Origin of the sequence: uncultured Friedmanniella sp. (assembly GCF_964244285.1) — a bacterium.
In the GTDB taxonomy this organism is placed as follows: Bacteria; Actinomycetota; Actinomycetes; order Propionibacteriales; family Propionibacteriaceae; genus Microlunatus.
In genome coordinates, this window is sequence record NZ_CAXTHT010000004.1 from 207,785 (window position 1) to 232,202 (window position 24,418).

The window sequence follows — 24,418 nt, forward strand, 5'->3', positions numbered from 1 at the left end:
GGAGTCGATCATGCGCGAGAATCGATCATGATCGAGAGTTGATCATGCCCGAGAGCTGATCATGCTCGAGAGTTGATCATTCACGGAAGGTGATCATGCCGCAGGAGGTGATCACGGACGGGCGAGGGTCACGGGGCCGTGGTGCCTGGCCGCAGCGCGGAGGTCGCCGTGACGGGAACGAGGTCGCAGATCGCGTCGATCACCTGCTCGAGGTCGAGGTGGGTGGAGTCGACGACCACCACCCCGGGAGCGGCGGAGTGGAACTCGGCGACGTTCGAGTCGTCGCGGTCGCGGCGGATCACCTGGTCGTGGACGTCGGCCTGGTCGACCTCCTCGCCCAGCTCGGCGTGCCGTCGGGCGATCCGGGCGGCCGGGTCGGCCACGAGCAGCACCCGGACGTCGGCGTCGGGGGCGACCACGGTGGTGATGTCGCGGCCCTCGGCGACCACGCCGCCGGTGGCGTCGGCGATCACCTGCTGCTGGCGTGCGACCAGGTTCGCGCGGACGCCCAGGTTCGTGGCCACGGCGCTCACCGCAGCCGACACCTCGGGCAGCCGGATCGCGTCGGTCACGTCGTGGCCCTCGATCGAGACGGTCGGCACCTCGGGGTCGAGGCTCAGGTCGAAATCGGCCCCGCTGACCAGCCGCGCCACGGCGTCGACGTCGGCGAGGTCGACGCCCTCGTGCACCGCCAGCCAGGTGGCCGCGCGGTACATGGCGCCGGTATCGAGGTAGGACAGGCCCAGCCGCGCCGCAACCCCCCGGGCGGTGCTCGACTTTCCTGAGCCGCTCGGACCGTCGATCGCGACCACCAGCGGGCCGGGGCCGCGGTCCGCGCCGGTCGGGCGGGGGACCCTCGTTACCTCAGACATCGGGACAGCGTACCGGGAGCCCGGCGCCGGACCGGGGCCCCCGACGCCGGCTCAGCCCGCGACGGACCAGCCGCCGGCCAGCATCGCGGCCCGCAGCTCCGGAGCGAGCGGCGGGGACACCGACAGCGCGAGGTAGCCGATCTGGCGGGCCTGGTCGTGCTCGATCGCGATGTCCTCCACGTTGACCCCGCACTCCCCGACGTGGGCGAACAGCCGGCCCAGCGCACCCGGGGTGTCCGGGATCTCGACCACCACCTGCGCGTAGCTGACCGGTGCGGCCCCGTGCTTGCCGGGGATCCGGCGTGTCCCCTCGACGCCGCGGGCGAGGTGGCTGCGCAGCTCGTCGGTCTCGGCGCCCGCCTCGACCGCCTTGATCAGCGTGCTCAGCTCGTCGGAGACGGTCCGCAGCTCGGCAAGCACCGCCGTCGAGTTGGCGCTGAGGATCTGTTCCCACAGGCCCGGGTCGCTGCCCGCGACGCGGGTGACGTCACGCAGGCCCTGGCCGGCCAGCAGCAGGTCCTCCGTGCCGACGGAGGTGAGGTGCCCGGCCATCAGCACCGACATCAGGTGAGGCAGGTGAGACACCCGCGCGACGGCGGCGTCGTGGTCGTCGACGTCCATCAGCACCAGATGCGCCTGGCACGCCTCGACGAGCCCGACCACGCGCTGCACCGACGCCGGCTCCGACCGTCGGTGGGGCGCGACCACCCAGGTCCGGCCGTCGAAGAGGTCGGCCCGGGCGGTCACGGGACCGGAGTGCTGGGAGCCGGCCATCGGGTGCGAGCCCACGTAACGGCCCAGGTCGTCCCCGTAGCGCCAGACCGTGTCCAGCACGCCGGCCTTGACCGAGCCGACGTCGGTGACCGTCGCGCGCGGGTACTGGGCCAGGCTGGCGACCACCACGCCGGCGATCGCTGCGGGCGGCACGGCCACCACGACCAGCGAGACGTCGTCGGCAGCCGGCTCCGCCAGGGTCCCGGCGCCCAGTCCGGCCGCCACCCGCGCGTGGCTGATCGTCTGGTCCCGCAGGTGGACGTCACGCCCGGACGCGGTCAACGCCATCCCGATCGACGCCCCGACCAGGCCGGTTCCGACGACGACGACCCACCCGGTTCCGGCGGCGGGCGTGGCCGCGGGGGTGGTGACGGAGCTGGTCACGGAGCGGGAGCCGGCGGCGCCTCGGAGCCCTCCCCGGCGGCTGGCCCCCCGTCACCCAGCAACTCGGTCAGCCGGTCGGGCCGCAGCCGGCGGAACTTGCGGGGCATCGCCCGGCCCCGGTCCAGGACGGCGACCTCGAGCGCCTCGACCCCCAGCTCACGCGGAGTGGCCGTCGGACCACCGTCGGAGGCCAGCGCCCGTACCGCCAGCTGGACCGCCTCCGCGAGCCCGAGCTCGGCAGAGAAGCCACGACGGACGGACTGGGCGATCACCTCGGCCGAGCCGCCCATCACGGCGAAGTCGTTCTCGTCGGTGACCGAGCCGTCGTAGGTCAGCCGGTAGATCTGGTCCGCGGACTCCGTCAGCCCCAGCTCGGCGACGATGATCTCCACCTCGTAGGGCTTCTCCCCGCCGGAGGAGAAGATGGTGCCGAGCAGCTGGGCGTACGCGTTGGCCAGCCCACGCCCGGTCACGTCGGTGCGGTCGTAGCTGTAGCCGCGCAGGTCGGCGTAGCGGATGCCGGCGGTACGCAGGTTCTCGAACTCGTTGTAGCGCCCCACGGCAGCGAAGCCGAGCCGGTCGTAGATCTCGCTCACCTTGTGCAGGGCCTGGGACCGGTTCTCGGCCACGAACAGGATGCCGTCGGCGTAGTGCATCACCACCACCGAGCGGCCGCGGCCGATCCCCTTGCGGGCGAAGTCGGCGCGGTCCTTCATCTGCTGCTCGGGAGCGACGTAGAACGGCGTGCTCATGTCTGCGTTCTCCTCGGGTCGTCGTGGCTCATGTCAGGCGGTTCACGTGAGGGGGGCGGCCGGTCCGTCGGGCCGCTGCCGCCGGCTGGCCACCACCGCCTCGATCATCGTCTCGATCTCTGAGTCCGGCACGCGCTGGACGCCGTCGGCGCTGGCGACCAGCACCACGGGGAAGATCCGCCGGGCCAGGTCGGGCCCGCCGGTGGCTGAGTCGTCGTCGGCGGCGTCGTAGAGGGCCTGCAGCACGGCCAGGGTGGCCGAAGGAGCGTCGAAGTCCGGGCGGTAGAGCTTCTTCAAGGCCCCCCGCGCGAACACCGAGCCCGAGCCGACGGAGAAGAAGGCGTGCTCCTCGTAACGGCCACCGGTCGCGTCGTAGGAGAAGATCCGGCCCTCTTCGGTGGCGACGTCCCAGCCTGCGAACAGCGGCACCACGACCAGGCCCTGCATGGCCAGGCCGAGGTTCTGTCGGATCATCGTGGCCAGCCGGTTGGCCTTGCCCACCAGCGACAGCGGGGCGCCCTCGATCTTCTCGTAGTGCTCCAGCTCGACCTGGAAGAGCCCGACCAGCTCGACCGCGATGCCGGCCGCGCCGGCGATGCCGACCACGGAGAACTCGTCGGCGGGAAACACCTTCTGGATGTCGCGCTGGGCGATGACGTTGCCCATCGTGGCCCGCCGGTCCCCGGCCACCACGACGCCGCCCGGGTAGGTCGCGGCCACGATGGTGGTGCCGTGCGGCGCCAGCTCAGCGACGCCCGCACTCAGCGTGCGAGCCCCGGGCAGCACGTTCGGCGCCACCTCGGCCGCGAAGTCGGTGAACGAGGACGTACCGGCCCGCAGGTACTCCGCCGGCAGACCGGGCAGCCGGGCGGTCGGGCTCACTGGCCACCCTTCTGCACGAACGAACGCACGAACTCCTCGGCGTTCACCTCGAGCACGTCGTCGATGGCGTCCAGCAGGGAGTCCACCTCGGAGTCCAGCTCGGCCTTGTGCGCGGTGTCGGCGGGCGCGAGCTCCTCGGGCTCGGTCTCCTCCGTGCGCCGCGACTTGCGCTGGCTCTGCTCTGACTCCGCCATGGGTTGCTCCTCTACCTCGCTGCTCGGACCGCCAGGATCCTGAGTGGTTCCACCCTAACCACCAGCGGTGACAAAACCGTGCGAGCGCCGGCTACCGGCCGAGGGCGGCGAACAGCTCCGTCACGTCGGAGCAGCCGTCGATCATCGCCCCCACCTGCTGACGGGTACCGCGCAGCGGGTCGAGCAGCGGCACCCGCTGGAGGGCGGCACGGCCCGGCACGTCGAAGATCACCGAGTCCCACGAGGCCGCCACGACGGCGGAACCGAACTTGTCCATCATCCGGCCGCGGAAGTAGGCGCGGGTGTCCTCCGGCGGTGAGGTCCGGGCCCGCTCGATCTCCGCAGGCCCGACCAGCCGCCGCAGCAGTCCCTTGGCCACCAGCGCGGCGTACAGGCTGCGGCGAGGGTCGACGTCGGCGTACTGCAGGTCGATGAGGGCGAGCTTCGGCGCGTCCCAGCCAAGCCCGTCGCGGGACCGGTAGGACTCCATCAGCTTGAGCTTCGCGACCCAGTCGAGCTGGTCGGCCAGGCTGAACGGGTCCGTGCGCAGCGTGTCCAGGCAGTCCTGCCAGCGCCCGAGCACGTCCTTGGCTTCGGCCGCCGCCGGCTCGTCCAGCTCACCGCCCACCCGGTCCAGGTGCGCCAGACAGGCCCCGAGGTAGGCCTCCTGCAGGTCGACCGCCGACATCCGGCGACCGTCGGCCAGCGTCAGCAGCGCCCGGCAGCCGAGGTCGTGGCTGACCGCCCGCATCGCCGCTACCGGCGTGTCCAGCCGGAGGTCGAGGCCGAGCTCCCCGGCCTCGATCACCCGCAGCACCCAGGAGGCGGTGCCGACCTTGAGGTACGTCGAGGTCTCGGCCAGGTTGGCGTCGCCGGTGATGACGTGCAGCCGCCGGTGCCGGCTGGCGTCGGCGTGCGGCTCGTCGCGGGTGTTGATGATCGGCCGGTTGAGCGTGGTCTCCAGCCCCACCTCGGCTTCGAAGAAGTCGGCCCGCTGGCTGATCTGGAAGCCGGCCTGCTGACTGGCCTGGCCGATGCCGACCCGGCCGGCGCCGGTCACGACCTGGCGGGAGACCAGGAACGCCGTGAACTGGGTGACGACCCGGTCGAACGGGGTGGCGCGGGCCAGCAGGTAGTTCTCGTGGGTGCCGTAGGAGGCGCCCTTCCCGTCGGTGTTGTTCTTGTACAGCCGCACCGAACGGCCCAGCGACTCACTCGCCCGGCGAGCAGCGATCGCCATCACCTCGTCGCCCGCCTTGTCGAAGCGCACCACGTCCAGCGCGCTGGTGACCTCGGGGCCGGAGTACTCGGGGTGCGCGTGGTCGACGTAGAGGCGGGCCCCGTTGGTCAGGATCAGGTTGGCCATGCCGAGGTCGGAGTCGGTGAGCTGGTCGGGGTGAGCGTTGCCCCGGGCGACCTCGTAGCCACGGATGTCGCGCAGCGGCGTCTCGGTCTCGTAGTCCCAGCCGGCGGACGGCGCGCCCGCGGTCTGACCTCCCGCGCCGCTGCCCTGGCCGTGGCTGCCGTAGGCCTTGACCACGTGGTTGGACAGCTGCATCGGGTGCAGGTCCTCCTCGACGGCGGTCATCGCGGCCCGTGGCGGCAGGGCGCTGATGCCGTACTCGGTCTCGACACCCATCACCCGGACGTGCCGCTGCTGACGGGCCTCAGCGTCCTCGGTGGCCGATCCCCCGCCGGAGGAGCCTGCACGACGAACCCGCTCAGCCATGCGCCCAGCGTAGTGTTGCCGGCGTGAGAACCGGGCGGGCGCTGGCCGCCGACGTCATCTGCCTCCTCGTCTTCGCGATCGTGGGCCGGTCGAGCCACGGCGAGACCACCGGTCTGACCGGCGTGCTGCACACCGCCTGGCCCTTCCTGGTCGGCGGCCTGGTCGGAACGGTCGTCGGCCGGCTGGTCAACGACCCGTTCACCCTGCGGGCCGGGGCCTGCACGTGGCTGGGGGCGCTGGTGCTGGGAATGGCCCTCCGCGCCGCCACCGGAGCCGGGGTCGCGATCTCGTTCGTCGTCGTGACCGCCGTCGTCCTGGCCGTCCTGCTGCTGGGCTGGCGCGGCATCGTCGCCCTGGTGAGCCGCTTCCGGCTCCGCCGGGCCCGGACGGTCTGAGCCCGGTCAGCTCCGGTCGGTCGGCCCGTACCCCTGCGGTGCCTGCGGGTACGGGCTCTGGGGCTGCTGAGCCTGCGGGTACTGGGCCTGCGGGTACTGGGCCTGCGGGTACTGGCTCTGCACCGGGTACGGGGGGTAGGTCGTCGCGGCCGGCGAGGCGAGCAGCAGAGCGCGGACCAGCAGTCCGATGCCGGCGGCGGCAGGCAGCCCGTAGCCGAGGCTGACCAGGATCGACAGCAGCGGGTAGTCGAGTCCGGCCTGGACGAGCGCCGGCAGCGCCAGCCGCGACGTGGCCGCCACCAGGGCGGAGGCCGCCAGCAGCAGGCAGCCCGTCACCGCAGTGGAGCGGGCCGGTGGCCGCACCCTGGTGCCCACCAGGACCGCTCCGACGACCCCGGCGGCGATCTGCAGCAGATCGATCAGGAAGCCGACCGCGGTGCTGAAGGCATCCACCTACAGGTACTGCCCGGTGTTGGTGACGGTGTCGATGGAGCGTCCGGGCTGGGTGCCCTTGTTGGAGGAGATGAGCGTCCGGATGAAGACGATCCGCTCGCCCTTCTTGCCCGAGATCTTCGCCCAGTCGTCGGGGTTGGTGGTGTTGGGCAGGTCCTCGTTCTCGGCGAACTCGTCCAGGCAGGCCTGCAGCAGGTGACCGATCCGCAGCCCCTTCACGCCGGCGTCCAGCAGGTCCTTGATCGCCATCTTCTTCGCCCGGTCCACGATGTTCTGGATCATGGCGCCGGAGTTGAAGTCCTTGAAGTACAGGACCTCCTTGTCCCCACCGGCGTAAGTGACCTCGAGGAACTGGTTCTCCTCCGACTCCTCATACATCCGCTCCACCGTGCGGTCGATCATCCCGGCGACGCAGGCCGCACGGTCGCCGCCGAACTCGGCCAGGTCCTCGGCGTGCAACGGCAGCGTCGCGGTCAGGTACTTGCTGAAGATCTCCCGCGCCGCCTCGACGTCGGGCCGCTCGATCTTGATCTTGACGTCCAGCCGGCCCGGCCGCAGGATCGCCGGGTCGATCATGTCCTCCCGGTTGGACGCGCCGATGATGATCACGTTATCCAGGCCTTCGACGCCGTCGATCTCGCTGAGCAGCTGGGGCACGATCGTGTTCTCCACGTCGGAGGAGACCCCCGTGCCCCGGGTGCGGAACAGGGAGTCCATCTCGTCGAAGAAGACGATCACCGGCATGCCGTCGGACGCCTTGTCCCGCGCCCGCTGGAAGACCAGCCGGATGTGCCGCTCGGTCTCGCCGACGTACTTGTTGAGCAGCTCCGGGCCCTTGATGTTGAGGAAGAAGCTGCGCCCCTCCTGGCCCGTCCGCTCGGTCACCTTCTTGGCCAGCGAGTTCGCGACCGCCTTCGCGATCAGCGTCTTGCCGCAGCCGGGCGGGCCGTACAGCAGGATGCCCTTCGGAGCCTTGAGCTCGTGCTCGGCGAACAGGTCCTTGTGCAGGTACGGCAGCTCGACCGCGTCCCGGATCGCCTCGATCTGGGAGCCCAGGCCGCCGATCACCGAGTAGTCGATGTCGGGCACCTCCTCGAGCACCAGCTCCTCGACGTCCAGCTTCGGCACCCGCTCGTAGGCGAAGTGCACCCGCCGGTCGATGAGGAGCGAGTCGCCGGAGCGAAGCTTCTCCTCCCCCGTCGTCAGCCGAGACGCCAGCCGGACGACGCTCTCCTCCTCGCCGTGGCCGATGACCAGGGCACGGAGGCCGTCGTCGAGGACCTCCTTGAGCAGCACGACCTCGCCGACCTCGTCGAACTCCAGCGCGGCGACCACGTTCATCGCCTCGTTGATCATCACCTCTCGGCCGGGCTGGACGGTGTCCAGGTCGACCTCGGGGCTGACGCTGACCCGCATCTTGCGGCCCGAGGTGTAGATGTCGGCGGTGTGCTCGCCGGTGTCGGCCAGGAAGACCCCGAAGCTGGCCGGTGGCTGCGCCAACCGGTCCACCTCGGTCTTCAGCGAGACGATCTGGTCCCGGGCCTCGCGCAGCGTGCTGGCGAGCCGCTCGTTGTTGGCGGCGGTGGTGCGGGCGTCGGACCGGGCGTCGGCGAGGCGGCGCTCCAGCACGGCGATGTCGTGCGGGTGCGACGACACGCGGTCCCGCAAGCGGTCGAGCTCGTCACTGAGCGCGTTGACCTGGGCCATCAGTGCGCCCCGCTCGTCGGAACCTGCGCGGTCGTGAGCTGGGCGGTCGTGGGTGGGTCCGGGCATGTCGCACCTCCTGTGGTCACGACCATAACCCGCGGTTCAACGCGGCCCGGTGTAATCCTCGCCATACGCGCCGGGAGCGGGACGGCGCTTGCGCGGTGGAGCCGTCACGCCGGGGGCCAGCCGGCGGGCGGTGACCAGGAAACCGGTGTGGCCGACCATGTCGTGCCGAGGCCGGACGGCCAGTCCCTCGGCGTGCCAGGCCCGGATCAGGGTCTCCCCCGCCTCCGGCTCGGTGAACCCGCCCTGCACCCGCAGCGTCTCGACCGTCCGGGCCAGCTGGGTGGTGGTGGCCACGTAGCAGCAGATCACCCCACCCGGCACCAGGACGGCCGCCAGGGCCTCAATGCACTCCCAGGGCGCCAGCATGTCCAGCAGCACCCGGTCGATGGGCTCCTCGGAGAGGTTCTCGACCAGGTCGCCCACCCGGAGTTCCCAGGCGGGATGCGGCGAGCCGAAGAAGTTCTCCACGTTGGCCCGGGCCTGCTGGGCGAAGTCCTCGCGCCGCTCGTAGGAGGTCAGCCGTCCCGTCGGGCCGATGGCGCGCAGCAGGGTGCAGGTCAACGCGCCCGAGCCCGCGCCGGCCTCCACCACCCGGGCACCGGGGAAGATGTCGGCCGTCATCGCGATCTGGGCCGCGTCCTTGGGGTAGATCACCTGCGCGCCGCGGGGCATGGTGACGGTGAACTCGTTGAGCAGCGGCCGCAGCGCCAGGTACGCGGTGCCCCCGACCGAGGTGACCACGACGCCCTCGGGCCCGCCGATCAGCTCGTCGTGGTCGACCGCGCCCTTCGTGGTGTGGAAGCGGCCCCCGACGGCCAGCAGGACCGAGTGCCGCCGGTTCTTCGCGTCGGTGAGGGTGATCCGCTCCCCCGCCGCCAACGGCCCCAGCCGGACCCCGGAGGGCACGTCGGGCATCTCGGTCCCGGCCGTCACCTCAGCCACGGCTGATCCCGAACAGGCCGAGCTGCCAGCCCGGCCCGAAGGAGCTGGCCGACAGCCGGACGCCGGCTCGCGCGTAGACGTACTCATCGGACTGGGTGACCGGCAGCACCACCAGGTCGGTGGCGGCCTGCTTCTGCAGCGTCGCCAGCAGCCGGTCGGCCGTGGCGTCGTCGGCGGCGCTGCGCAGCGGCAGCGACGTGAAGGCGTTCTCGGTCGCGGCCACCGAGGCGGCGGTCGCCGGCAGCGGCGCCTCCAGGTAGGGCTGCAGCCAGGCCAGCGCCGTCGCCGTCCAGGCCTTGCGGTCCACCAGCGTCAAGTCCCCGGTCTCGTCGGGTCGCAGCTGCACGCTCAGCCCGCCGGTGTCCTCCAGCCGGGTCCGGATCTGGGTGGCGGTGTCGAGGCCGTTCGGTTCGGTGGAGTCGTAGCCGAGGGTCAGGGTGATCCGCTTCGTCCAGGTCACCCTGGGGTGGGTCTTGCCACCCAGCGGGAAGATGGCGATGTGGCCGGGCACGCCGCCCGGCACCACCGAGTCGGAGGTCCGGTCGCCCTGCAACGACAGCGCGATCGCTTGTCGCAGGCCCTTGTTGGCCCGGCTGCGGGAGGACCGCGACCACTCCAGCTGGAGCACGCGGACGCCGGTGAGGACCGACTGGTGGAACCCGTTGGCGGTGTCGGCGTCGCCGTCGGCGGCCGCCTGGCTGCTGAGCCGGGTGACCGCGGCGTCGTCCAGGCCACGCCAGACCACGTCGGTCAGGCCCTTGTTCATCGCGTCCTCGATGGAGGCGGAGTCGGGCTCGCTGCGGTAGACGAGGCTGTCCAGGCTCGGCCGGCTGCGGCCGACGTAGTCCTCGTAGCGCTGCAGGCCGATGGCGTTCTTCTCAAAGCTCGTCACCCGGAAGGGACCGGAGCCGACGATCGGCTCGTCCGGCGCCTGGACGCGGTCGGCGTCGTAGACCTCCTCGTCGACGATCGAGGCCGCCGGCGAGGCGAGCGCCCAGCCGAACTGGGTGTCGACCCGGCTCAGCACGAAGCGGACGGTGACCGGGTCCGGGGTCTCGATCTTGCGCAGCGAGGACAGCAGCCCGGCCGAGGAGCCGCGCACGTCCAGCCGGGCGGCCCGTTCGATGCTGAACTTGACGTCACTGGAGGTCAGCGGGTGCCCGTTGTGGAAGAACTCGTCCTCGTTCAGCGTGCAGGTGTAGATCGTCGCGGAGGTGATGAAGCCGCAGTCCCGCGCCGCGTCGGGCTTCAGCGCCGACTGCCCGGGGTCGGCGGTCATCAGCCGCTGGAACACGTTGGTGGTCAGCATGGCCGAGGCGGAGTCGGTGACGGCGGCCGGATCGGTGACCCGCACCTGGTCGGTGCTCATGACGGTGAACGGGCGGGGCGTGGCCGTGCCGGACGGTGTGGGCGTGGGAGAGCCGCCGAGGCTGCAGCCCGTCAGCAGCAGGGCACCGACAAGGGCGGCGGGGAGGACGCGGGTCCGCCGCCGGCCCCGGTCAGCCGCGGACACGGGCGTCCTCGAGCAGGCACGCCACGCCCGCGGCGTCCAGCTCGGCCAGCGAGGCCACCTGGAGCCGGCGCGGGGCCGCGGGGACGTCGACGTGGTTGGGTACGGCGATGACGAGGGCGCCGGCGGCGTTGCCCGACGTCGCGCCGGTCCCCGAGTCCTCGAAGACGACGCAGTCCCGCGCGTCGACGCCGAGCAGGGCACACGCCTTCTCGTACGGCTCGGGGTGCGGCTTGCCCTGGCTGACCTCGTCGCCGGCCACGGTGACGGTGAACGTACCGGCGGGCAGCTGGGAAAGGGCGGCGTCGAGCAGCACGCGGTAGGACGCCGAGACCAGGGCGCAGGGCACGTTGGCGTCGGCGAACGAGGTCAGCAGTTCACGGGCTCCCGGCCGCCACGGCATCGGCCGCTCGGCCAGGAAGGTCGCCACCCGTGCGACCAGCTTGTCGACCACCCACGCCGGGTCCAGGTCACGACGGCCGATGGCGTTCAGGATGTAGGCCCCGGAGTCCAGGAGCGAGTTGCCGACGAGCTGCTTGGCCTGCTCCTCGGTCCAGGTACCGCCGAGACCGCCGATCAGCTCGTACTCGGCCTCGATCCACAGCGGTTCGGTGTCGGCCAAGGTGCCGTCGAAGTCCCAGAGGGCGGCGGCCAGGGTCGGGGTCGGGGTGCTCATTGCCCGGACATCCTCCCAGCCGGGTGCGGAAAGCCACGAATCTGGCCCCGGACCGGATCCTGGGCTGAGAAGTCGTGCGACTACCCACGACTTCTCAGCACAGGTCGACGCCCGGACAGGTCAGCGGGCGTTGAAGTACTTCGCTTCGGGGTGGTGCACGATCAGCGCGTCGGTGGACTGCTCGGGGTGCAGCTGCAGCTCCTCGCTGAGCTCGACCCCGATCCGCTCCGGGCGCAGCAGGTCGACCAGCTTGACCCGGTCCTCCAGGTCCGGGCAGGCCGGGTAGCCGAAGGAGTAGCGCGAGCCGCGGTAGGCCTGGTCGCGGATCATCTCCTCGACGTCGCCGTCCTCGCGGGCGAAGCCGAGGTCGTTGCGGACCCGGGCGTGCCACATCTCGGCCAGGCCCTCGGTCAGCTGGACGCTCAGCCCGTGCAGCTCCAGGTAGTCGCGGTAGGCGTTCCGCTCGAACAGCTCGGCGGTCGCCCGGGCCACCGCCGCACCCATCGTGACCAGGTGGAACGCGATGACGTCTGGGCCCTTCTCCTGCGCCAGGGCCCGGTCGCGGAAGAAGTCGGCCAGGCAGAGGTGGCGGCCGCGGGTCTGCCTCGGGAACGTGATCCGGTGCAGGACGGCCGCCTCGTCGTCGACACCGGCACCCGGCCGCAGCACGACGAGGTCGTCGCCCTCGCTGAAGCAGGGCCAGTAGCCGTAGACCACCGCGAACTCCGCGATCCCGTCGGTCTGGATCCGGTCCAGCCAGGAGCGCAGCCGAGGTCGGCCCTCGGCCTCCACCAGCTCGTCGTAGGACGGTCCACCCTTCGCCGCCTTCAGGCCCCACTGGCCCATGAACGTGGCCCGCTCGTCGAGGTAGGACGCGACCTGGGCCAGCTTGATGCCCTTGACGATCCGCGACCCCCAGAACGGCGGCGTGGGCACGTCGACGTCGCGGGCCACGTCCGAGCGCGGCAGGGTGGCCAGACCCGTCCCTGCGACAGGGCTGCCGAGCTCAGGCAGCGGACTGCCAGGGGCCGGGGCCGGGGCGAGACGCTTGACCCGACGTTCGCGGGGGGCGGGCAGGGCGGCGCCCTCCTCGCCCCGCTTGACCGCCATCAGGGCGTCCATCAGCCGCAGGCCCTCGAAGGCGTCCCGGGCGTAGCGGACCTCGCCGGCGTAGACCTCGCGCAGGTCCTGCTCGACGTAGGCGCGGGTGAGCGCAGCGCCGCCGAGGAAGACCGGGTAGCTCGCGGCGACCCCACGCGCATTCAGCTCCTCGAGGTTCTCCTTCATCACCACCGTGGACTTCACCAGCAGCCCCGACATGCCGATCGCGTCGGCCTCGTGGCGCTCGGCCGCCTCGATGATGGTGTTGACCGGTTGCTTGATGCCCAGGTTGACCACGGTGTAGCCGTTGTTGGTCAAGATGATGTCGACCAGGTTCTTGCCGATGTCGTGCACGTCGCCCTTGACCGTGGCCAGCACGATCGTGCCCTTGCCGCGGCTGTCGGCCTTCTCCATGTGCGGCTCGAGGTAGGCCACCGCCGTCTTCATCACCTCGGCCGACTGCAGCACGAACGGCAGCTGCATCTGGCCGGAGCCGAACAGCTCGCCGACCACCTTCATGCCCTGCAGCAGGTCGGTGTTGATGATCTCCAGCGCCGGTTTGCCGTCGGCCATGGCCAGGTCGAGGTCCTCGGCCAGGCCCTTGCCCTCACCGTCGACGATGCGCCGCTGCAGCCGTTCCGACACCGGCAGCCGGAGCAGCTCGGCTGCCCGCTCGGCCTTCGTGTCGGCCGTGGTGACGCCGTCGAAGAGCTCGAGGAAGCGTTGCAGCGGGTCGTACCCCGGCTCGGTGTCGGTGGCGGCCCGGCGCCGGTCGTAGACCATGTCCAGCGCGACCTGCCGCTGTTCGGGGTCGATCCGGGCCATCGGCATGATCTTCGCCGCGTGCACGATGGCGGAGTCGAGCCCGGCTTCGACGCACTCGTGCAGGAACACCGAGTTCAGCACCACCCGTGCGGCCGGGTTCAGACCGAAGGAGATGTTGGACAGGCCGAGGGTGGTCTGGACGTCGGGGTAGAGCCGCTTCACCTCGCGGATGGCCTCGATCGTCTCGATGCCGTCTCGGCGCGTCTCCTCCTGGCCGGTCGCGATAGGAAAGGTCAGGCAGTCGAGGATGATGTCGCTGCGCCGGATCCCCCAGTTCTCCGTCAGGTCGGTGACGATCCGGCTGGCGACCGCCACCTTCCACTCCCGCGTCCGGGCCTGTCCCTGCTCGTCGATGGTCAGCGCGATCACCGCAGCCCCGTGCTCGGCCACCAGCCGGGTGATCCGGGCGAACCGGGAGTCCGGAGCGTCCCCGTCCTCGTAGTTGACCGAGTTGACCACCGCGCGGCCGCCGAGACGTTCCAGCCCGGCCTGCAGCACGGCCGGCTCGGTCGAGTCGAGCACCACCGGCAGGGTGGACGCGGTCGCGAGCCGGAAGGCCAGCTCGGACATGTCCGCGGCCCCGTCGCGACCCACGTAGTCGACGTTCAGGTCCAGCAGGTGCGCCCCGTCGCGGATCTGCGCGCGCGCGATGTCCACGCAGTCGTCCCAGTTCTCCGCCAGCAGCGCCTCGCGGAACGCCTTGGAGCCGTTGGCGTTGGTCCGCTCGCCGATCGAGAGGTAGCTGGTGTCCTGCCGGAACGGCACCTCGGCGTACAGCGAGGCCGCAGCGGCGACGTGCACCGGACGCCGCTCGACCACGGGGTGCTCCGCCAGCCGGTCGACCACCTGGCGCAGGTGCTCCGGCGTCGTCCCGCAGCAGCCACCGACCAGGCCGAGGCCGAACTCACCCACGAACTGCTCCAGGGCATCGGCCAGCTCGACCGGACCCAGCGGGTAGTGGGCGCCGTGCGCGGTCAGCACCGGCAGCCCGGCGTTGGGCATGCAGCCCAGGCCGACGGAGGCGTACCGGGCGAGGTGGCGCAGGTGCTCGCTCATCTCGGCCGGGCCCGTGCTGCAGTTCAGCCCGATGACGTCCACGCCCAGCGGCTCCAGCGCGGTCAGGGCGGCACCGATCTCGGTGCCCAGCAGCATGGTGCCGGTGGTCTCGACGGCGACGTGGACGATGACCGGCAGATCGCGTCCGGCGTGGGCCAGCGCGCGGCGGGCGCCCAGCGCGGCGGCCTTGGTCTGCAGCAGGTCCTGGGAGGTCTCGATCAGCACGGCGTCGATGCCGCCGGCGAGCATCCCCTCGACCTGCTGCTGGTAGGCCTCACGCAGGGCTGAGTACGCGACGTGGCCCAGGGTGGGCAGCTTCGTGCCGGGTCCGACGCTGCCCAGCACCCAACGCGGCCGCTCCGGGGTGCTGTGGGCGTCCGCGGACTCCCGCGCGATCCGGGCCGCCGACTCCGCCAACGGCACGATCTGGTCGGCGATGCCGTACTCGCCCAGTGCGGACAGGTTGGTGCCGAAGGTGTTGGTCTCCACGGCGTCGACGCCGACGTCGAAGTAGGCGTCGTGGATGGCCCGGACCACGTCCGGCCGGGTGCGGTTCAGCACCTCGTTGCAGCCCTCGAGCTCGTCGAAGTCGGCCAGCGTCAGGTCGTAGCCCTGCAGCATGGTGCCCATCGCTCCGTCGGCGATCACCACACGGGAGGCCAGGGCAGAACGCAGGTCGACGGGCATCTGCAAAGGATAGGCGGGCGGGCCGTCCGCAGCGGCCCGTGGCCAGCATGCGGCGTCAGAGGTCCCCGGGGTCCGGCGACTACAGTGGCCGTCATGTCTGACGCTCCTCCCCGTGACCTCCGCGACCTGACCGACCCGGTCGTGGTCGTCGCGTTCGGTGGCTGGAACGACGCCGGCAGCGCCGCGACCGGAGCCGTGGAGCACCTTGCCGAGGCCTACGAGGCCGAGTCCGTCTTCTCGATCGACCCCGACGACTTCTACGACTTCCAGGTCAACCGGCCCGTCGTCGAGCTGGACGAGGACGACGACCGCGAGCTCTCCTGGCCCACCACCGAGCTGAAGGTCGCCCAGCTGGCCGACGGCCGGTCGCTGGTGCTGGTGCAGGGCCTGGAGCCGAACCTGCGCTGGCGCCAGTTCTGCGCGCTCATCACCTCCGCGCTGCGCTCGGCCGACGTCCAGCGGGTGCACCTGCTCGGGGCGCTGCTGGCCGACACGCCGCACACCCGGCCGATCCCGGTGTCGACCTCGACCGGCGACCGCGAGCTGATGACCTCGATGGGCCTGGCCCCGTCGGGCTACGAGGGGCCGACCGGCATCCTCGGCGTCCTGGGCGACGCGCTCGAGCGGACCGGCGTTCAGGTGCTGTCGCTGTGGGCCGCGATCCCGCACTACGTCTCCCACCCGCCCTGCCCGAAGGCGACGCTGGCCCTGCTTTCCTCACTCGAGCAGCTGCTGGACACCTCGCTCGAGCTGGGCGAGCTGCCCGAGCTGGCCCGAGCCTGGGAGCGTGGGGTCGACGAGCTGGCCGCCGAGGACGCCGAGGTGGCCGAGTACGTGACCTCGCTGGAGCAGCAGCAAGACGCCACCGACCTGCCCGAGGCGAGCGGTGAGGTCATCGCGGCCGAGTTCGAGCGCTACCTCCGCCGGCGGCAGGGAAACTAGTCGCGCAGGAGGACCCTCTAAGGTTCTCCTGTGCCGAAGTCCCCTGCCCCCGCGCCGACCACCCCGCCCGCGCCCGATCCCCAGCCGGGCCCCGGTCTGGCCGGCAGCCCGCCGTACTTCGCGATCCTGATCCTGGCGGGGCTGATCATCATCGGCGCCGGCCTCAAGGAGACGGCCAGCCTGATCACCCCGATCTTCCTGGTGATCACGCTGGTGATCACGGTCTCGCCGCTGCGGTCGTTCCTGGTCAAGCGCCGCTGGCCGTCGTGGCTGGCCAGCACGGTCACGCTGCTGGCGATCTACGCGCTGCTGGCGGTGATCCTGGGGTCGGTCGTCTTCGCGATCTACCGGCTGGTCGCCACCCTGCCGCAGTACCAGTCCGCGTTCACCAAGATCTTCGACTCCCTGCTCGCGCTCTCCACCAAGCTGGGCTACGGCCAGGAGCAGATCAGCAAGCTCGCCTCGTCCTTCTCCCTCAGTAGCCTGTCCGCCCCGGCCCAGAGCCTGCTCAGCGGGATCAGCGGCGGCGCCTCGCTGCTGCTGCTGATCGTGACCGTGGTGATCTTCCTGGCCTTCGACGCGGCCAGCATGGGCGAGCGGCTGTCGGTGATCCGTGAGACCCGGCCGCGGATCGCCGACGGCCTGCAGAACTTCGCCAACCGGGTGCGCAGCTACTGGATCGTGACGACGGTCTTCGGGTTCGCCGTGGCCGTGCTGGACACGATCGCCCTGGTGATCATCGGCGTCCCGCTCTACATCACCTGGGGTGTGCTGGCCTTCGTCACCAACTACATCCCCAACGTGGGCTTCATCATCGGGGTGATCCCGCCGGCCCTGATCGCCCTGCTGGACGGCGGCGTGACCAGCATGATCGTGGTGATCGTCGTCTTCACCGTGATCAACGTCGTCGTGCAGACGATCATCCAGCCCCGCTTCACCGGTGACGCCGTGGGCATCAGCAGCACGGTCGCCTTCGTCTCCCTGGTCTTCTGGGCCTCGCTGCTGGGCGCCCTGGGCGCGCTGCTGGCCATCCCGGCCACGCTGTTCCTGAAGTCGGTGCTGGTGGACAACTCCGTGCCGGCGAACTGGGTGAACGCCCTGATCAGCTCCGATCCCGGCAAGGAGACGCCGCAGCGGCAACGGAAGCGGAGGGCGACAGAGGTGCCGCAGCCCCAGCAGGCGTCCGAGAACAGCGAGCGGGGGGCCTCGCGGGCCTCGAAGGCCTCAGCTCGCCGCCGCTGAGGCCAGCCGGCGCAGCTCGGTGACCATCGCGTCCGGGTCCTCGGCCCCGAACACCGACGAGCCCGCGACGAAGGAGTCGACCCCGGCCGCCGCGCAACGCTCGATCGTCTCCACCGAGACACCGCCGTCGACCTGCAGCCAGACGTCGCCGCCCAGCCGGTCCAGCAGGGCCCGGGTGCGCTCGATCTTGGGGAGGCAGAGGTCGAGGAACCTCTGGCCGCCGAAGCCCGGCTCGACCGTCATGATCAACACCATGTCGAGCTCGGGCAGCAGGTCGGCGTAGGGCTCGATCGGCGTGGCCGGCTTGAGAGCCATCGCGGCCCGGGCTCCCTGGTGGCGCAGCTCGCGGGCCAGCCGGACCGGCGCCGCCGCCGCCTCGACGTGGAAGGTGACCGACTCCGCCCCCGCCTCGGCGTAGGCCGGGGCCCAGCGGTCCGGGTCGGAGATCATCAGGTGCACGTCCAGCATCGCCGGCGTGACCGCGCGGATCGCCTCGACCACGGGCAGACCCAGCGTCAGGTTGGGGACGAAGTGGTAGTCCATCACGTCCACGTGCAGCGCGTCCGCGCCCGGGATGGTCTCGATGGCCGCCTGCAGGTTGGCGAAGTCGGCGGACAGCAGGCTGGGCATGATTCTGGCGGTCACGAGCGAAACCTATCCAGCAACCTCAGGTCCGGCGCAGGTAGGCCGCGAACATCGCGTCGGTGCCGTGCCGGTGCGGCCACAGCTGCAGGTAGTCCCCAGAGGCTGCCCCGGCCAGCTCCGGCAGCACCTCGGCGGCCGGGACGACGACGACGCCGTCCCGACCGGCCAGCACCTCCTCGACCACGTCGACGGTCTCCCGTCGGTGCGGCGAGCAGGTGACGTAGCCGACCAGGCCGCCCGGTGCCGCCGCGTCGAGGGCGCTGCCGAGCAGGGCGGTCTGCAGCGGGTGCAGCTGCTCGACGTCGGCGGCGGTACGTCGCCATCGCGACTCCGGCCGGCGCCGCAGCGCCCCCAGACCGGTGCAGGGCACATCGGCCAGCACGCGGGCGAAGGACCCGGGACGCCAGGACGGCCGGGTGCCGTCGGCCTGCAGCACGGAGGGTCGCTGGTCGGCCGGGTACGCCCGGACTCCGGCGGCCACCAGTTCGGCCCGGTGGGCCGACGGTTCGACCGCCACCAGCGGCTCCCCCACGAGGGCCGCGAGCCCGGCCAGCAGGGCCGTCTTGCCGCCCGGTCCGGCGCAGAGGTCGAGCCACGGTCCGGCGGGCGCGTCGGCGCGCGTCAGGCCCCAGGCCACCAGCTGGGAGCCCTCGTCCTGCACGCCGACGCGTCCCTCGCGTACCGCGGGCAGCCCGGCCGGCGGGCCCGACCAGCGCGCGGCATACGGGGAGAGGAAGCCCGCGTGCGCCCCGGCGTCGACCAGCTCGGCCACCTCGGCCAGCCCGGGCCGGACGACCAACGTCACCTCGGGGCTGTCGTTGTCCGCCTCGAGGGCGTTCGGCAGCTCTGCGGCGGGCAGCGCGTCGGCGAAGGCGTCCACCACCCAGCGGGGGTGGGAGGTCTGGAGGGCGAGGACGTCCAGCGGCTCCCGGCCGGCGCCGAGCTGCTCGAGCCACGCGTCGAGGTCGTGGGCCGCCACCCGGCGCAGCACGGCGTTGGTCACCCCCGTGACCCGCTCCCCCACCGTTGCGGCCGCGAGGTCGACCATGGCCGCGACGGCGGCCGGCACCGGCACCCGCATCGACAGCACCTGGTGCGCACCCAGCCGCAACAGGTCCAGCACGGCCGGCTGGAACGAGCTGAGCGGTCGGCCCGCTGCGGCGGCGATCACCTCGTCGTAGGTGCCCTGTCGGCGGCAGGTGCCAGCCACCAGCTCGGTGGCGAAGGCGGCATCGCGACCGGTGAGCCCGCGCGAGGTGAGGAGGGACGCCAGCGCCAGGTTCGCGTAGGCGCCGTCCGCGTTCACGGCTCGCAGCACGTCGAACGCGAGCCGCCGGGCTCGGTCGGGCTTGCGGCGCTTCGGGGGCGCCATCAGGTGCCGAGCACGTCGGCGGACCCTGGTGCAGTCCCCCGCGCCCAGTCCGCGGCCGGCATCTCGCGGGCGCCGGCAGGCTGGACCGTGCCCAGCAGGACCGCGCCCGTACCGGTCCCGACCTGAACGGCCCTCCTGGTCACGGCCATCGCGCCGGCGGCGAGAGTGGTGTCGCCAGCACGGACGGGCCCCAGCTTGAGTCGCTCGCCGCGGAACGTCGTCCAGGCCCCGGGCGCGGGCGTGCAGCCCCGGATCAGCCGGTCGACCACCTCCGCCGGTGCGGTCCAGTCGACCCGTGCGTCCTCGACCTCCAGCTTGGGGGCGATGGTCACCCCCGCTGCCGGCTGCGGCGTCGCCTCGAGGGTGCCGTCCTCGAGGCCGTCGAGGGTCCGCACCAACAGGTCGGCGCCCGAGACCGACAGCCGCTGCAGCAGGTCACCGGAGGTGTCGGTGGGCCGGATCGTCTCGGCCGTGCGCAGATAGGTCGGCCCGGCGTCCAGCTCGAGCACGATCTGGAAGGTGGTCGCCCCGGTCTCGGCGTCGCCGGCGATCACCGCGTGCTGCACGGGCGCGGCGCCGCGCCACGCCGGGAGCAGCGAGAAGTGCAGGTTGACGAAGCCGCGGGCCGGGATGTCCAGCACCCGTTGGGGCAGCAGGGCCCCGTACGCGACCACCGGGCAGCAGTCGGGACCGATCTCGCTCAGCCGGAAGAGGAAGTCCTCGTCCCGTGGCCGACGCGGGGTCAGGACCTCGAGGCCGAGCTCGGCGGCCCGGGCGGCGACGGGGCTGGGGTGCAGCTTCTTGCCCCGGCCCGCCGGCGCGTCCGGCCGGGTGAGGACGGCCACGACGTCGTGCCGTGAGGCCAACAGCGCCTCCAGCGGAGCCAGCGCCACCTCGGGCGTGCCGGCGAAGACGATGCGCACCGGCGAAGTCTAGGGCGTCCAGCGGCGACGCAGCCCAGTTGACCCAGCCGCCTCCGCCCCCTACGTTCTCTTGCTATTAGGTAAGGCTCACCTTAGGGAGTTCGCTTGGCCACCACGACGTCGACCGTGACGCCGGAGCAGCAGGAGCGGAGGCTGCCGCGGGTTCGGCGTCGTCCGTGGTGGCGCCGGCGCCCCGTCCACCGCGCCCTGGTGGTCAGCCACCGCTGGACCTCGCTGGTCCTCGGCCTGGTGCTGATCGCCATCACCACCTCGGGGGCGGCGGTCCTCTACGAGCCCGAGTGGCAGACCTGGGCCCACCCCGCGCTCTACACCGCTACCCCGAGCGACCAGCCGATGTCGCTGGGAGCCGCGTACGAGCTGGTGCAGCGCGAGCACCCCGACTTCTCCCCGGGAACGGTGAACGCCTTCCACGGGATCTATGAGGTGCTGTCCACCGACGGCGAGGCGCATCCCGGGGCATGGCTGGTGGATCCGGGTCGGGCCGCTGTCACCGGGTTCGTCAACCCGCAGCACGGCGTGATGGGCTTCTTCGTCAACCTGCACGAGTGCGCCCTGACCTGCGGGGGCTACACCGGCTACGTGCCCTTCCTGGGTCATGAGGTGCCCGGCCTGGCCACGCTGTTGCCGGGCGCGACCTGGGGCACCCTGATCCTCGCGTTGATGGGGGTGCTGCTGGTGTTCCTCGCCATCAGCGGGCTGGTCCTGTGGTGGCCGGGCCTGAAGCGCTGGAGCCACGGCTTCCGGGTCCGGTGGCGCCAGAGCCGCTACACCCGCGACTTCGACCTGCACCAGCTCGCCGGCCTGGTGGCCGTCCCCTTCCTGCTGATGTGGGGGATCACCGGCTCCAGCTTCGAGCTGCCCCTGGACAACGCCTGGTTCGCCGTGACCGGCGCGACGCCGACGCCGGAGGACCAGTACGACTTCACCTCGAACAAGCCGCCCGAGGGCGCCACCGACATCGGGCTGGACGCCGCGATCGCCGCCGCCGCGCGTACGACGTCGGGCACTCCGGTCTACGCCAGCGTCCCCAGCGAGGACGGCACGGACGGCAGCTACGGCATCTACCTCTCGGCGGGCGTCGACCCCTACGCCTACGGCCACTACCCCGGCCAGGTGCTGGTCGACGTCGATCGCTATGACGCGAGCCACGTCAAGCAGGTGTCGGAGGCCCGCTACAGCTCGCTCTCCCACCAGATCTGGGACAACTGGCGCTCCGGCCTGCTGCACTACGGCTACGCGGTCAACGGCTGGTGGCGGCTGATCTGGTTCGCCTTCGGGCTGGCGCCGCTGATGCTCGCCTGGACCGGTGTGTCGACGTGGCTCTACAAGCGAGGGGTGGCCCGGCGCCGGGCGCAGGCCCGTCGGGCGCGCGCGGCCGACCCGACCACCACCGAGGAGGCGAACAGCCTCATCCCGACCCCGTGAACGGGATCGCCGAAGCCACCACCGGGTACGCGATCCTGGTCGGCCTGGGCTGCCTGGCCTGCTGCCTGGTCGGGCGGCCGCGGCCCCGGGTGCTGGACGGAGCGCTGGTCGTCGCGGGTCTGGGCGCGGCGGGCACGGCGGCTGCGGCGGTCGCCGGCCTGCTGAGCGGCATCCGACCGGCCGAGCTGGGAACGCACCTGGGCTACCTGGTCACCGCACCGCTGCTGCTTCCGGTGACCGCCGGGGTGGTCGGCGGTGACCGGGGGCGCTGGGGCTCGGCCGCCTTCAGCACCGGCTGCCTGGTGCTGGCGGTCGTGGTGGTGCGGCTGGTCGCGACGGCCCGTGCCTGAGGGCGGGAGGCGGCCACCGGTCGGGCCGGGGCGGGTGCTCGCCCTCGCGTACGGCTTCTTCACCCTCGCGGCGGGCGCGCGCAGCACGGTGCAGCTGGCGGCCCACCCCGACCGGGCGCTCACCGCGTACGTCCTCTCGGCGGTCTCGGCCGCCATCTACCTGTCGGGCATGGTGCTGGTCGCGCAGGCGGACCGGGGTCGGTGGCAGCGGGCCGCCGTCGTCGTCTGCCTGGCCGAGGTCCTCGGCGTCGTCGGGGTCGGCACGTTGAGCCTCACCCGACCTGACCTGTTTCCCGACGCCAGCGTCTGGTCGGGTTACGGCTCCGGGTACGGCTACGTCCCCGCCGTGCTGCCGTTGCTCGCCTTGGCCTGGCTGCACCGGCTGCCCGGGCGGGCGGGCCCCTCGGCGGAGGTCGCGTCCCGGGCGGAGGGGTCACAGTCCCTGCCGGCCGGTCGACCAGTGTGCCTTGAGGCTGACGGCCCGCCGGCTCAGGCCGAGGGCCAGCAGCCGGCCCCGTAGCCGCTGCATCGTCGGGACGTGACCGGCCAGGCAGGCGGCCACCTCGTCGGGCCGATGGGGTGGGTGCTCGCCGAGCCAGTCGAGGAGAGCGACGCCGGGTTCGGCCTGCCTGGTCAGCACCGTCAGTCCCGGAACGAGGGCCGCGGCCGCGTCCTCGTCCCCGGCTGCCACCTCGACGGCCCCGTCGTACCTGCTTGCTGCTCGGTCCCGAAGCAGCGCGGCGAAGAGGCCGAGGGTGGTCGCGTCGCCCAGCAGCAGCTGCTGGGGCCGCGGGCGACGGCGCAGGCCACCTCCCGGCCCCATCATCGCCACGTCGTCGCCGGCCGCGAGTCCCTGCACCCAGCGGGTGCCCGGACCGTCGGCGTCGAGGCTGAACACGATCTCCAGCCGGCCGGTGGCGGGGTCGACCACGGCGGGCGTGTAGTGCCGGAAGGCCCGGGCGTCGACGCGGAACTCGACCTCCTGACCGGGGCTCCAGGGCCGGTTCCGCAGGTGGTCCACGACGAGCTCGACCTGCAGCAGGCCGGCGGTGAGCGGTAGCACGTCGAGCACCCGGCCCGGGTGGCCGAACCAGCGCTCGGCCCGTTGGGCGAGCGCGACAGAAGGAAGGGTCGGCACGGTCACCCCACCGCCGGCTCGACCTCGGAGCGGCCCGCCACCGCGTCACCGGACCCGGCCTCCCCGGCCGCGGGACCGGCGCGGTCGGCGAAGGTCAGCGCCACCGCGACCAGGGCGCCGCCGAGCAGGACGGCGGCCGCCACCAGGGTCGTCGAGTACCCCACCGCACCCGCCACGTTGAGCGCGAGGGCGCCGGCGGCGAGTGAGGCGACGAACGAGACGGTGGTCAACAGGGTGAAGTCGCTCCCGGCGTTCGTCGGCCGGCAGAAGTCCATGTTGATCGTGTAGACGACGGTCGACATCGCGGCGTAGGCCGCATTCATCGCGCAGACCGCGACGGTGGCGACGAGGTCGGAGGGCCGCCCGCCGGCCAGCGGCAGCAGGGCGAGCACCGCCAGCACCTGCACGGAGCCGAGGACGAGCATCATCGGCTTGCGGCCGAAGCGTCGGACGAGCAGCCCGCTGCCGAGCGCTGCGAGCAACGCGCCGCTGCCGGCGAGGATCGTGGTCGTCAACCCGATCCGGCTCAGCGACCAGCCGGCGTCCACGAGCATCGGGGTGACCAGCGCGTACGACCCGCCGACCCCGAGCCACAGGACGGGCAGCAGCACCAGGCTCCAACGGACGACCCCCGGCTGCCGGAAGACGGTGAGCAGGTCGCGGTAACCCGGCCGACTGGTCGGCTCGTCGGTCCGGAGGGGCTCGCGGTAGCGGAGCACCAGCCAGGTCGGCAGCAGCGTCAGCACCACCAGCGTGCCGATCGCCGCGGCCCAGCCCCAGGTGTCGTACACCACCAGGACCGCGCCGCCGCCGAGGATGGTGCCGAGGTAGCCGCCGCCCACCTGGATACCGTTGCCGATCCCGCGGTCGGTCGGGGCCAGGATGCGGACGGCGAGGGCGTCCGCCGCGATGTCCTGGGTGGCCGAGAACAGCACGACCAGCGCCGCGAGGGCCATCATCGGCCCGAAGTCGCCTACCGGGTCGAGGCCGATCATGGCCAGCAGGGACACCGCGATCAGCGGCTGCAGGACGAGCAGCCAGCCGCGGTAGTGACCGCGTCTCCGGCTGCCGTACCGGTCGAGCAGCGGCGCCCAGAACACCTTGACGGCCCAGACCAGCCCGAGGGCCTGGATGGTGGAGAGCTGCTCCAGAGAGGCACCGCGGTCGCGGAGGATGGCCACCAGCGCGGTGAAGAAGAAGCCCACACCGAGGAACTGCGAGACGTAGAGCCCGGACAGCAGGGTGAAGGTGCGACGGCGGCTCAGGGCCGGAGCTGCGTACGTTGTACTCATAAGGGTAGCCTTACCTCAGCGAGCCCGGGTGTCAAGCGTCCGGACACCGTACTTCTGAGACGA

General features: G+C 72.1%; 22 protein-coding genes and 1 pseudogene. 6 read left to right on the forward strand and 17 right to left on the reverse strand.

Annotation, left to right across the window (positions count from 1 at the left end):
* Positions 1-128: 128 nt before the first annotated feature.
* From cmk to dop, 6 genes are all read right to left on the reverse strand, one after another.
* Positions 129-872, reverse strand: a complete 744-nt coding sequence (gene cmk, locus ACFE7W_RS12185; protein ID WP_375425063.1) for a (d)CMP kinase — start codon at positions 870-872, stop codon at positions 129-131.
* A gap of 51 nt (positions 873-923) precedes the next feature.
* Positions 924-2,030 (reverse strand): prephenate dehydrogenase, encoded by a 1,107-nt coding sequence (locus tag ACFE7W_RS12190; protein ID WP_375425064.1) that lies wholly within the window; start codon positions 2,028-2,030, stop codon positions 924-926.
* Positions 2,027-2,782, reverse strand: a complete 756-nt coding sequence (gene prcA, locus ACFE7W_RS12195) for a proteasome subunit alpha (protein ID WP_375425065.1) — start codon at positions 2,780-2,782, stop codon at positions 2,027-2,029. Before prcA ends, ACFE7W_RS12190 begins: the two co-directional genes overlap by 4 nt.
* Positions 2,783-2,824: 42 nt before the next feature.
* Entirely contained in the window at positions 2,825-3,664 is an 840-nt protein-coding gene (gene prcB / locus ACFE7W_RS12200) for a proteasome subunit beta (protein WP_375425066.1), read from the reverse strand.
* Positions 3,661-3,858: a ubiquitin-like protein Pup gene (locus ACFE7W_RS12205; RefSeq protein ID WP_375425067.1), complete on the reverse strand. Its 198-nt coding sequence runs from the start codon at positions 3,856-3,858 to the stop codon at positions 3,661-3,663. Before ACFE7W_RS12205 ends, prcB begins: the two co-directional genes overlap by 4 nt.
* Positions 3,859-3,949: 91 nt before the next feature.
* Positions 3,950-5,497: a depupylase/deamidase Dop gene (gene dop / locus ACFE7W_RS12210; protein WP_375425247.1), complete on the reverse strand. Its 1,548-nt coding sequence runs from the start codon at positions 5,495-5,497 to the stop codon at positions 3,950-3,952.
* A gap of 113 nt (positions 5,498-5,610) precedes the next feature.
* Here dop and ACFE7W_RS12215 point away from each other — a divergent pair, with 113 nt between their 5' ends.
* Positions 5,611-5,982: a DUF3054 domain-containing protein gene (locus tag ACFE7W_RS12215; RefSeq protein ID WP_375425068.1), complete on the forward strand. Its 372-nt coding sequence runs from the start codon at positions 5,611-5,613 to the stop codon at positions 5,980-5,982.
* A 6-nt stretch (positions 5,983-5,988) separates the two neighbouring features.
* Here ACFE7W_RS12215 and ACFE7W_RS12220 read toward each other — a convergent pair whose 3' ends face one another.
* From ACFE7W_RS12220 to metH, 6 genes and pseudogenes are all read right to left on the reverse strand, one after another.
* The gene (locus ACFE7W_RS12220) at positions 5,989-6,435 is read right to left on the reverse strand and encodes a hypothetical protein (RefSeq protein WP_375425069.1); all 447 of its coding nucleotides are present in this window, start codon (positions 6,433-6,435) and stop codon (positions 5,989-5,991) included.
* Positions 6,436-8,142, reverse strand: a complete 1,707-nt coding sequence (gene arc, locus ACFE7W_RS12225) for a proteasome ATPase (protein WP_375425248.1) — start codon at positions 8,140-8,142, stop codon at positions 6,436-6,438. It lies immediately after the preceding gene.
* Between the two features lie 102 nt (positions 8,143-8,244).
* Positions 8,245-9,093, reverse strand: a pseudogene (locus ACFE7W_RS12230) (tRNA (adenine-N1)-methyltransferase); the annotation flags it as partial.
* A 49-nt stretch (positions 9,094-9,142) separates the two neighbouring features.
* A complete protein-coding gene (locus ACFE7W_RS12235) occupies positions 9,143-10,663 on the reverse strand; it encodes an ABC transporter substrate-binding protein (protein WP_375425070.1) in 1,521 nt (506 codons plus the stop codon).
* Complete coding sequence (locus tag ACFE7W_RS12240) at positions 10,650-11,336, reverse strand: HAD family hydrolase (RefSeq protein WP_375425071.1); 687 nt, start codon at positions 11,334-11,336, stop codon at positions 10,650-10,652. The genes ACFE7W_RS12235 and ACFE7W_RS12240 overlap by 14 nt, the downstream gene beginning before the upstream one ends.
* A 120-nt stretch (positions 11,337-11,456) precedes the next feature.
* Positions 11,457-15,005 (reverse strand): methionine synthase, encoded by a 3,549-nt coding sequence (gene metH, locus ACFE7W_RS12245; RefSeq protein WP_375425072.1) that lies wholly within the window; start codon positions 15,003-15,005, stop codon positions 11,457-11,459.
* 93 nt (positions 15,006-15,098) lie between these two features.
* Here metH and ACFE7W_RS12250 point away from each other — a divergent pair, with 93 nt between their 5' ends.
* Both ACFE7W_RS12250 and ACFE7W_RS12255 read left to right on the forward strand, forming a co-directional pair.
* Positions 15,099-15,947, forward strand: coding sequence for a PAC2 family protein (locus ACFE7W_RS12250; RefSeq protein WP_375425073.1), 849 nt, complete (start codon positions 15,099-15,101; stop codon positions 15,945-15,947).
* A gap of 30 nt (positions 15,948-15,977) precedes the next feature.
* On the forward strand, positions 15,978-17,189 hold the full coding sequence (locus tag ACFE7W_RS12255; RefSeq protein ID WP_375425074.1) for an AI-2E family transporter: 1,212 nt from the start codon (positions 15,978-15,980) through the stop codon (positions 17,187-17,189).
* On the opposite strand, the gene rpe is transcribed toward ACFE7W_RS12255, so the two are convergent.
* Genes rpe through fmt form a run of 3 tightly spaced genes read right to left on the reverse strand, consistent with a single transcriptional unit; the run spans position 17,172 to position 20,129 of the window.
* Entirely contained in the window at positions 17,172-17,834 is a 663-nt protein-coding gene (gene rpe, locus ACFE7W_RS12260) for a ribulose-phosphate 3-epimerase (protein ID WP_375425075.1), read from the reverse strand. The genes ACFE7W_RS12255 and rpe overlap by 18 nt on opposite strands.
* Before the next feature lie 22 nt (positions 17,835-17,856).
* On the reverse strand, positions 17,857-19,206 hold the full coding sequence (locus ACFE7W_RS12265; protein WP_375425076.1) for an RsmB/NOP family class I SAM-dependent RNA methyltransferase: 1,350 nt from the start codon (positions 19,204-19,206) through the stop codon (positions 17,857-17,859).
* Positions 19,206-20,129: a methionyl-tRNA formyltransferase gene (gene fmt, locus ACFE7W_RS12270; RefSeq protein ID WP_375425077.1), complete on the reverse strand. Its 924-nt coding sequence runs from the start codon at positions 20,127-20,129 to the stop codon at positions 19,206-19,208. The genes ACFE7W_RS12265 and fmt overlap by 1 nt, the downstream gene beginning before the upstream one ends.
* Positions 20,130-20,234: 105 nt before the next feature.
* Between fmt and ACFE7W_RS12275 the strand changes: the two genes are divergently transcribed.
* The 3 genes from ACFE7W_RS12275 to ACFE7W_RS12285 are packed head-to-tail and all read left to right on the forward strand — an operon-like array spanning position 20,235 to position 22,445.
* The gene (locus tag ACFE7W_RS12275) at positions 20,235-21,575 is read left to right on the forward strand and encodes a PepSY-associated TM helix domain-containing protein (RefSeq protein WP_375425078.1); all 1,341 of its coding nucleotides are present in this window, start codon (positions 20,235-20,237) and stop codon (positions 21,573-21,575) included.
* Positions 21,572-21,925, forward strand: coding sequence for a hypothetical protein (locus tag ACFE7W_RS12280; protein ID WP_375425079.1), 354 nt, complete (start codon positions 21,572-21,574; stop codon positions 21,923-21,925). The genes ACFE7W_RS12275 and ACFE7W_RS12280 overlap by 4 nt, the downstream gene beginning before the upstream one ends.
* Before the next feature lie 34 nt (positions 21,926-21,959).
* Positions 21,960-22,445: a hypothetical protein gene (locus tag ACFE7W_RS12285; RefSeq protein WP_375425080.1), complete on the forward strand. Its 486-nt coding sequence runs from the start codon at positions 21,960-21,962 to the stop codon at positions 22,443-22,445.
* On the opposite strand, the gene ACFE7W_RS12290 is transcribed toward ACFE7W_RS12285, so the two are convergent.
* Both ACFE7W_RS12290 and ACFE7W_RS12295 read right to left on the reverse strand, forming a co-directional pair.
* Positions 22,359-23,069 (reverse strand): siderophore-interacting protein, encoded by a 711-nt coding sequence (locus ACFE7W_RS12290; protein WP_375425081.1) that lies wholly within the window; start codon positions 23,067-23,069, stop codon positions 22,359-22,361. The two genes, ACFE7W_RS12285 and ACFE7W_RS12290, sit on opposite strands and share 87 nt — an antisense overlap.
* Positions 23,066-24,355 (reverse strand): MFS transporter, encoded by a 1,290-nt coding sequence (locus ACFE7W_RS12295; protein ID WP_375425082.1) that lies wholly within the window; start codon positions 24,353-24,355, stop codon positions 23,066-23,068. The genes ACFE7W_RS12290 and ACFE7W_RS12295 overlap by 4 nt, the downstream gene beginning before the upstream one ends.
* Positions 24,356-24,418 lie beyond the last annotated feature (63 nt).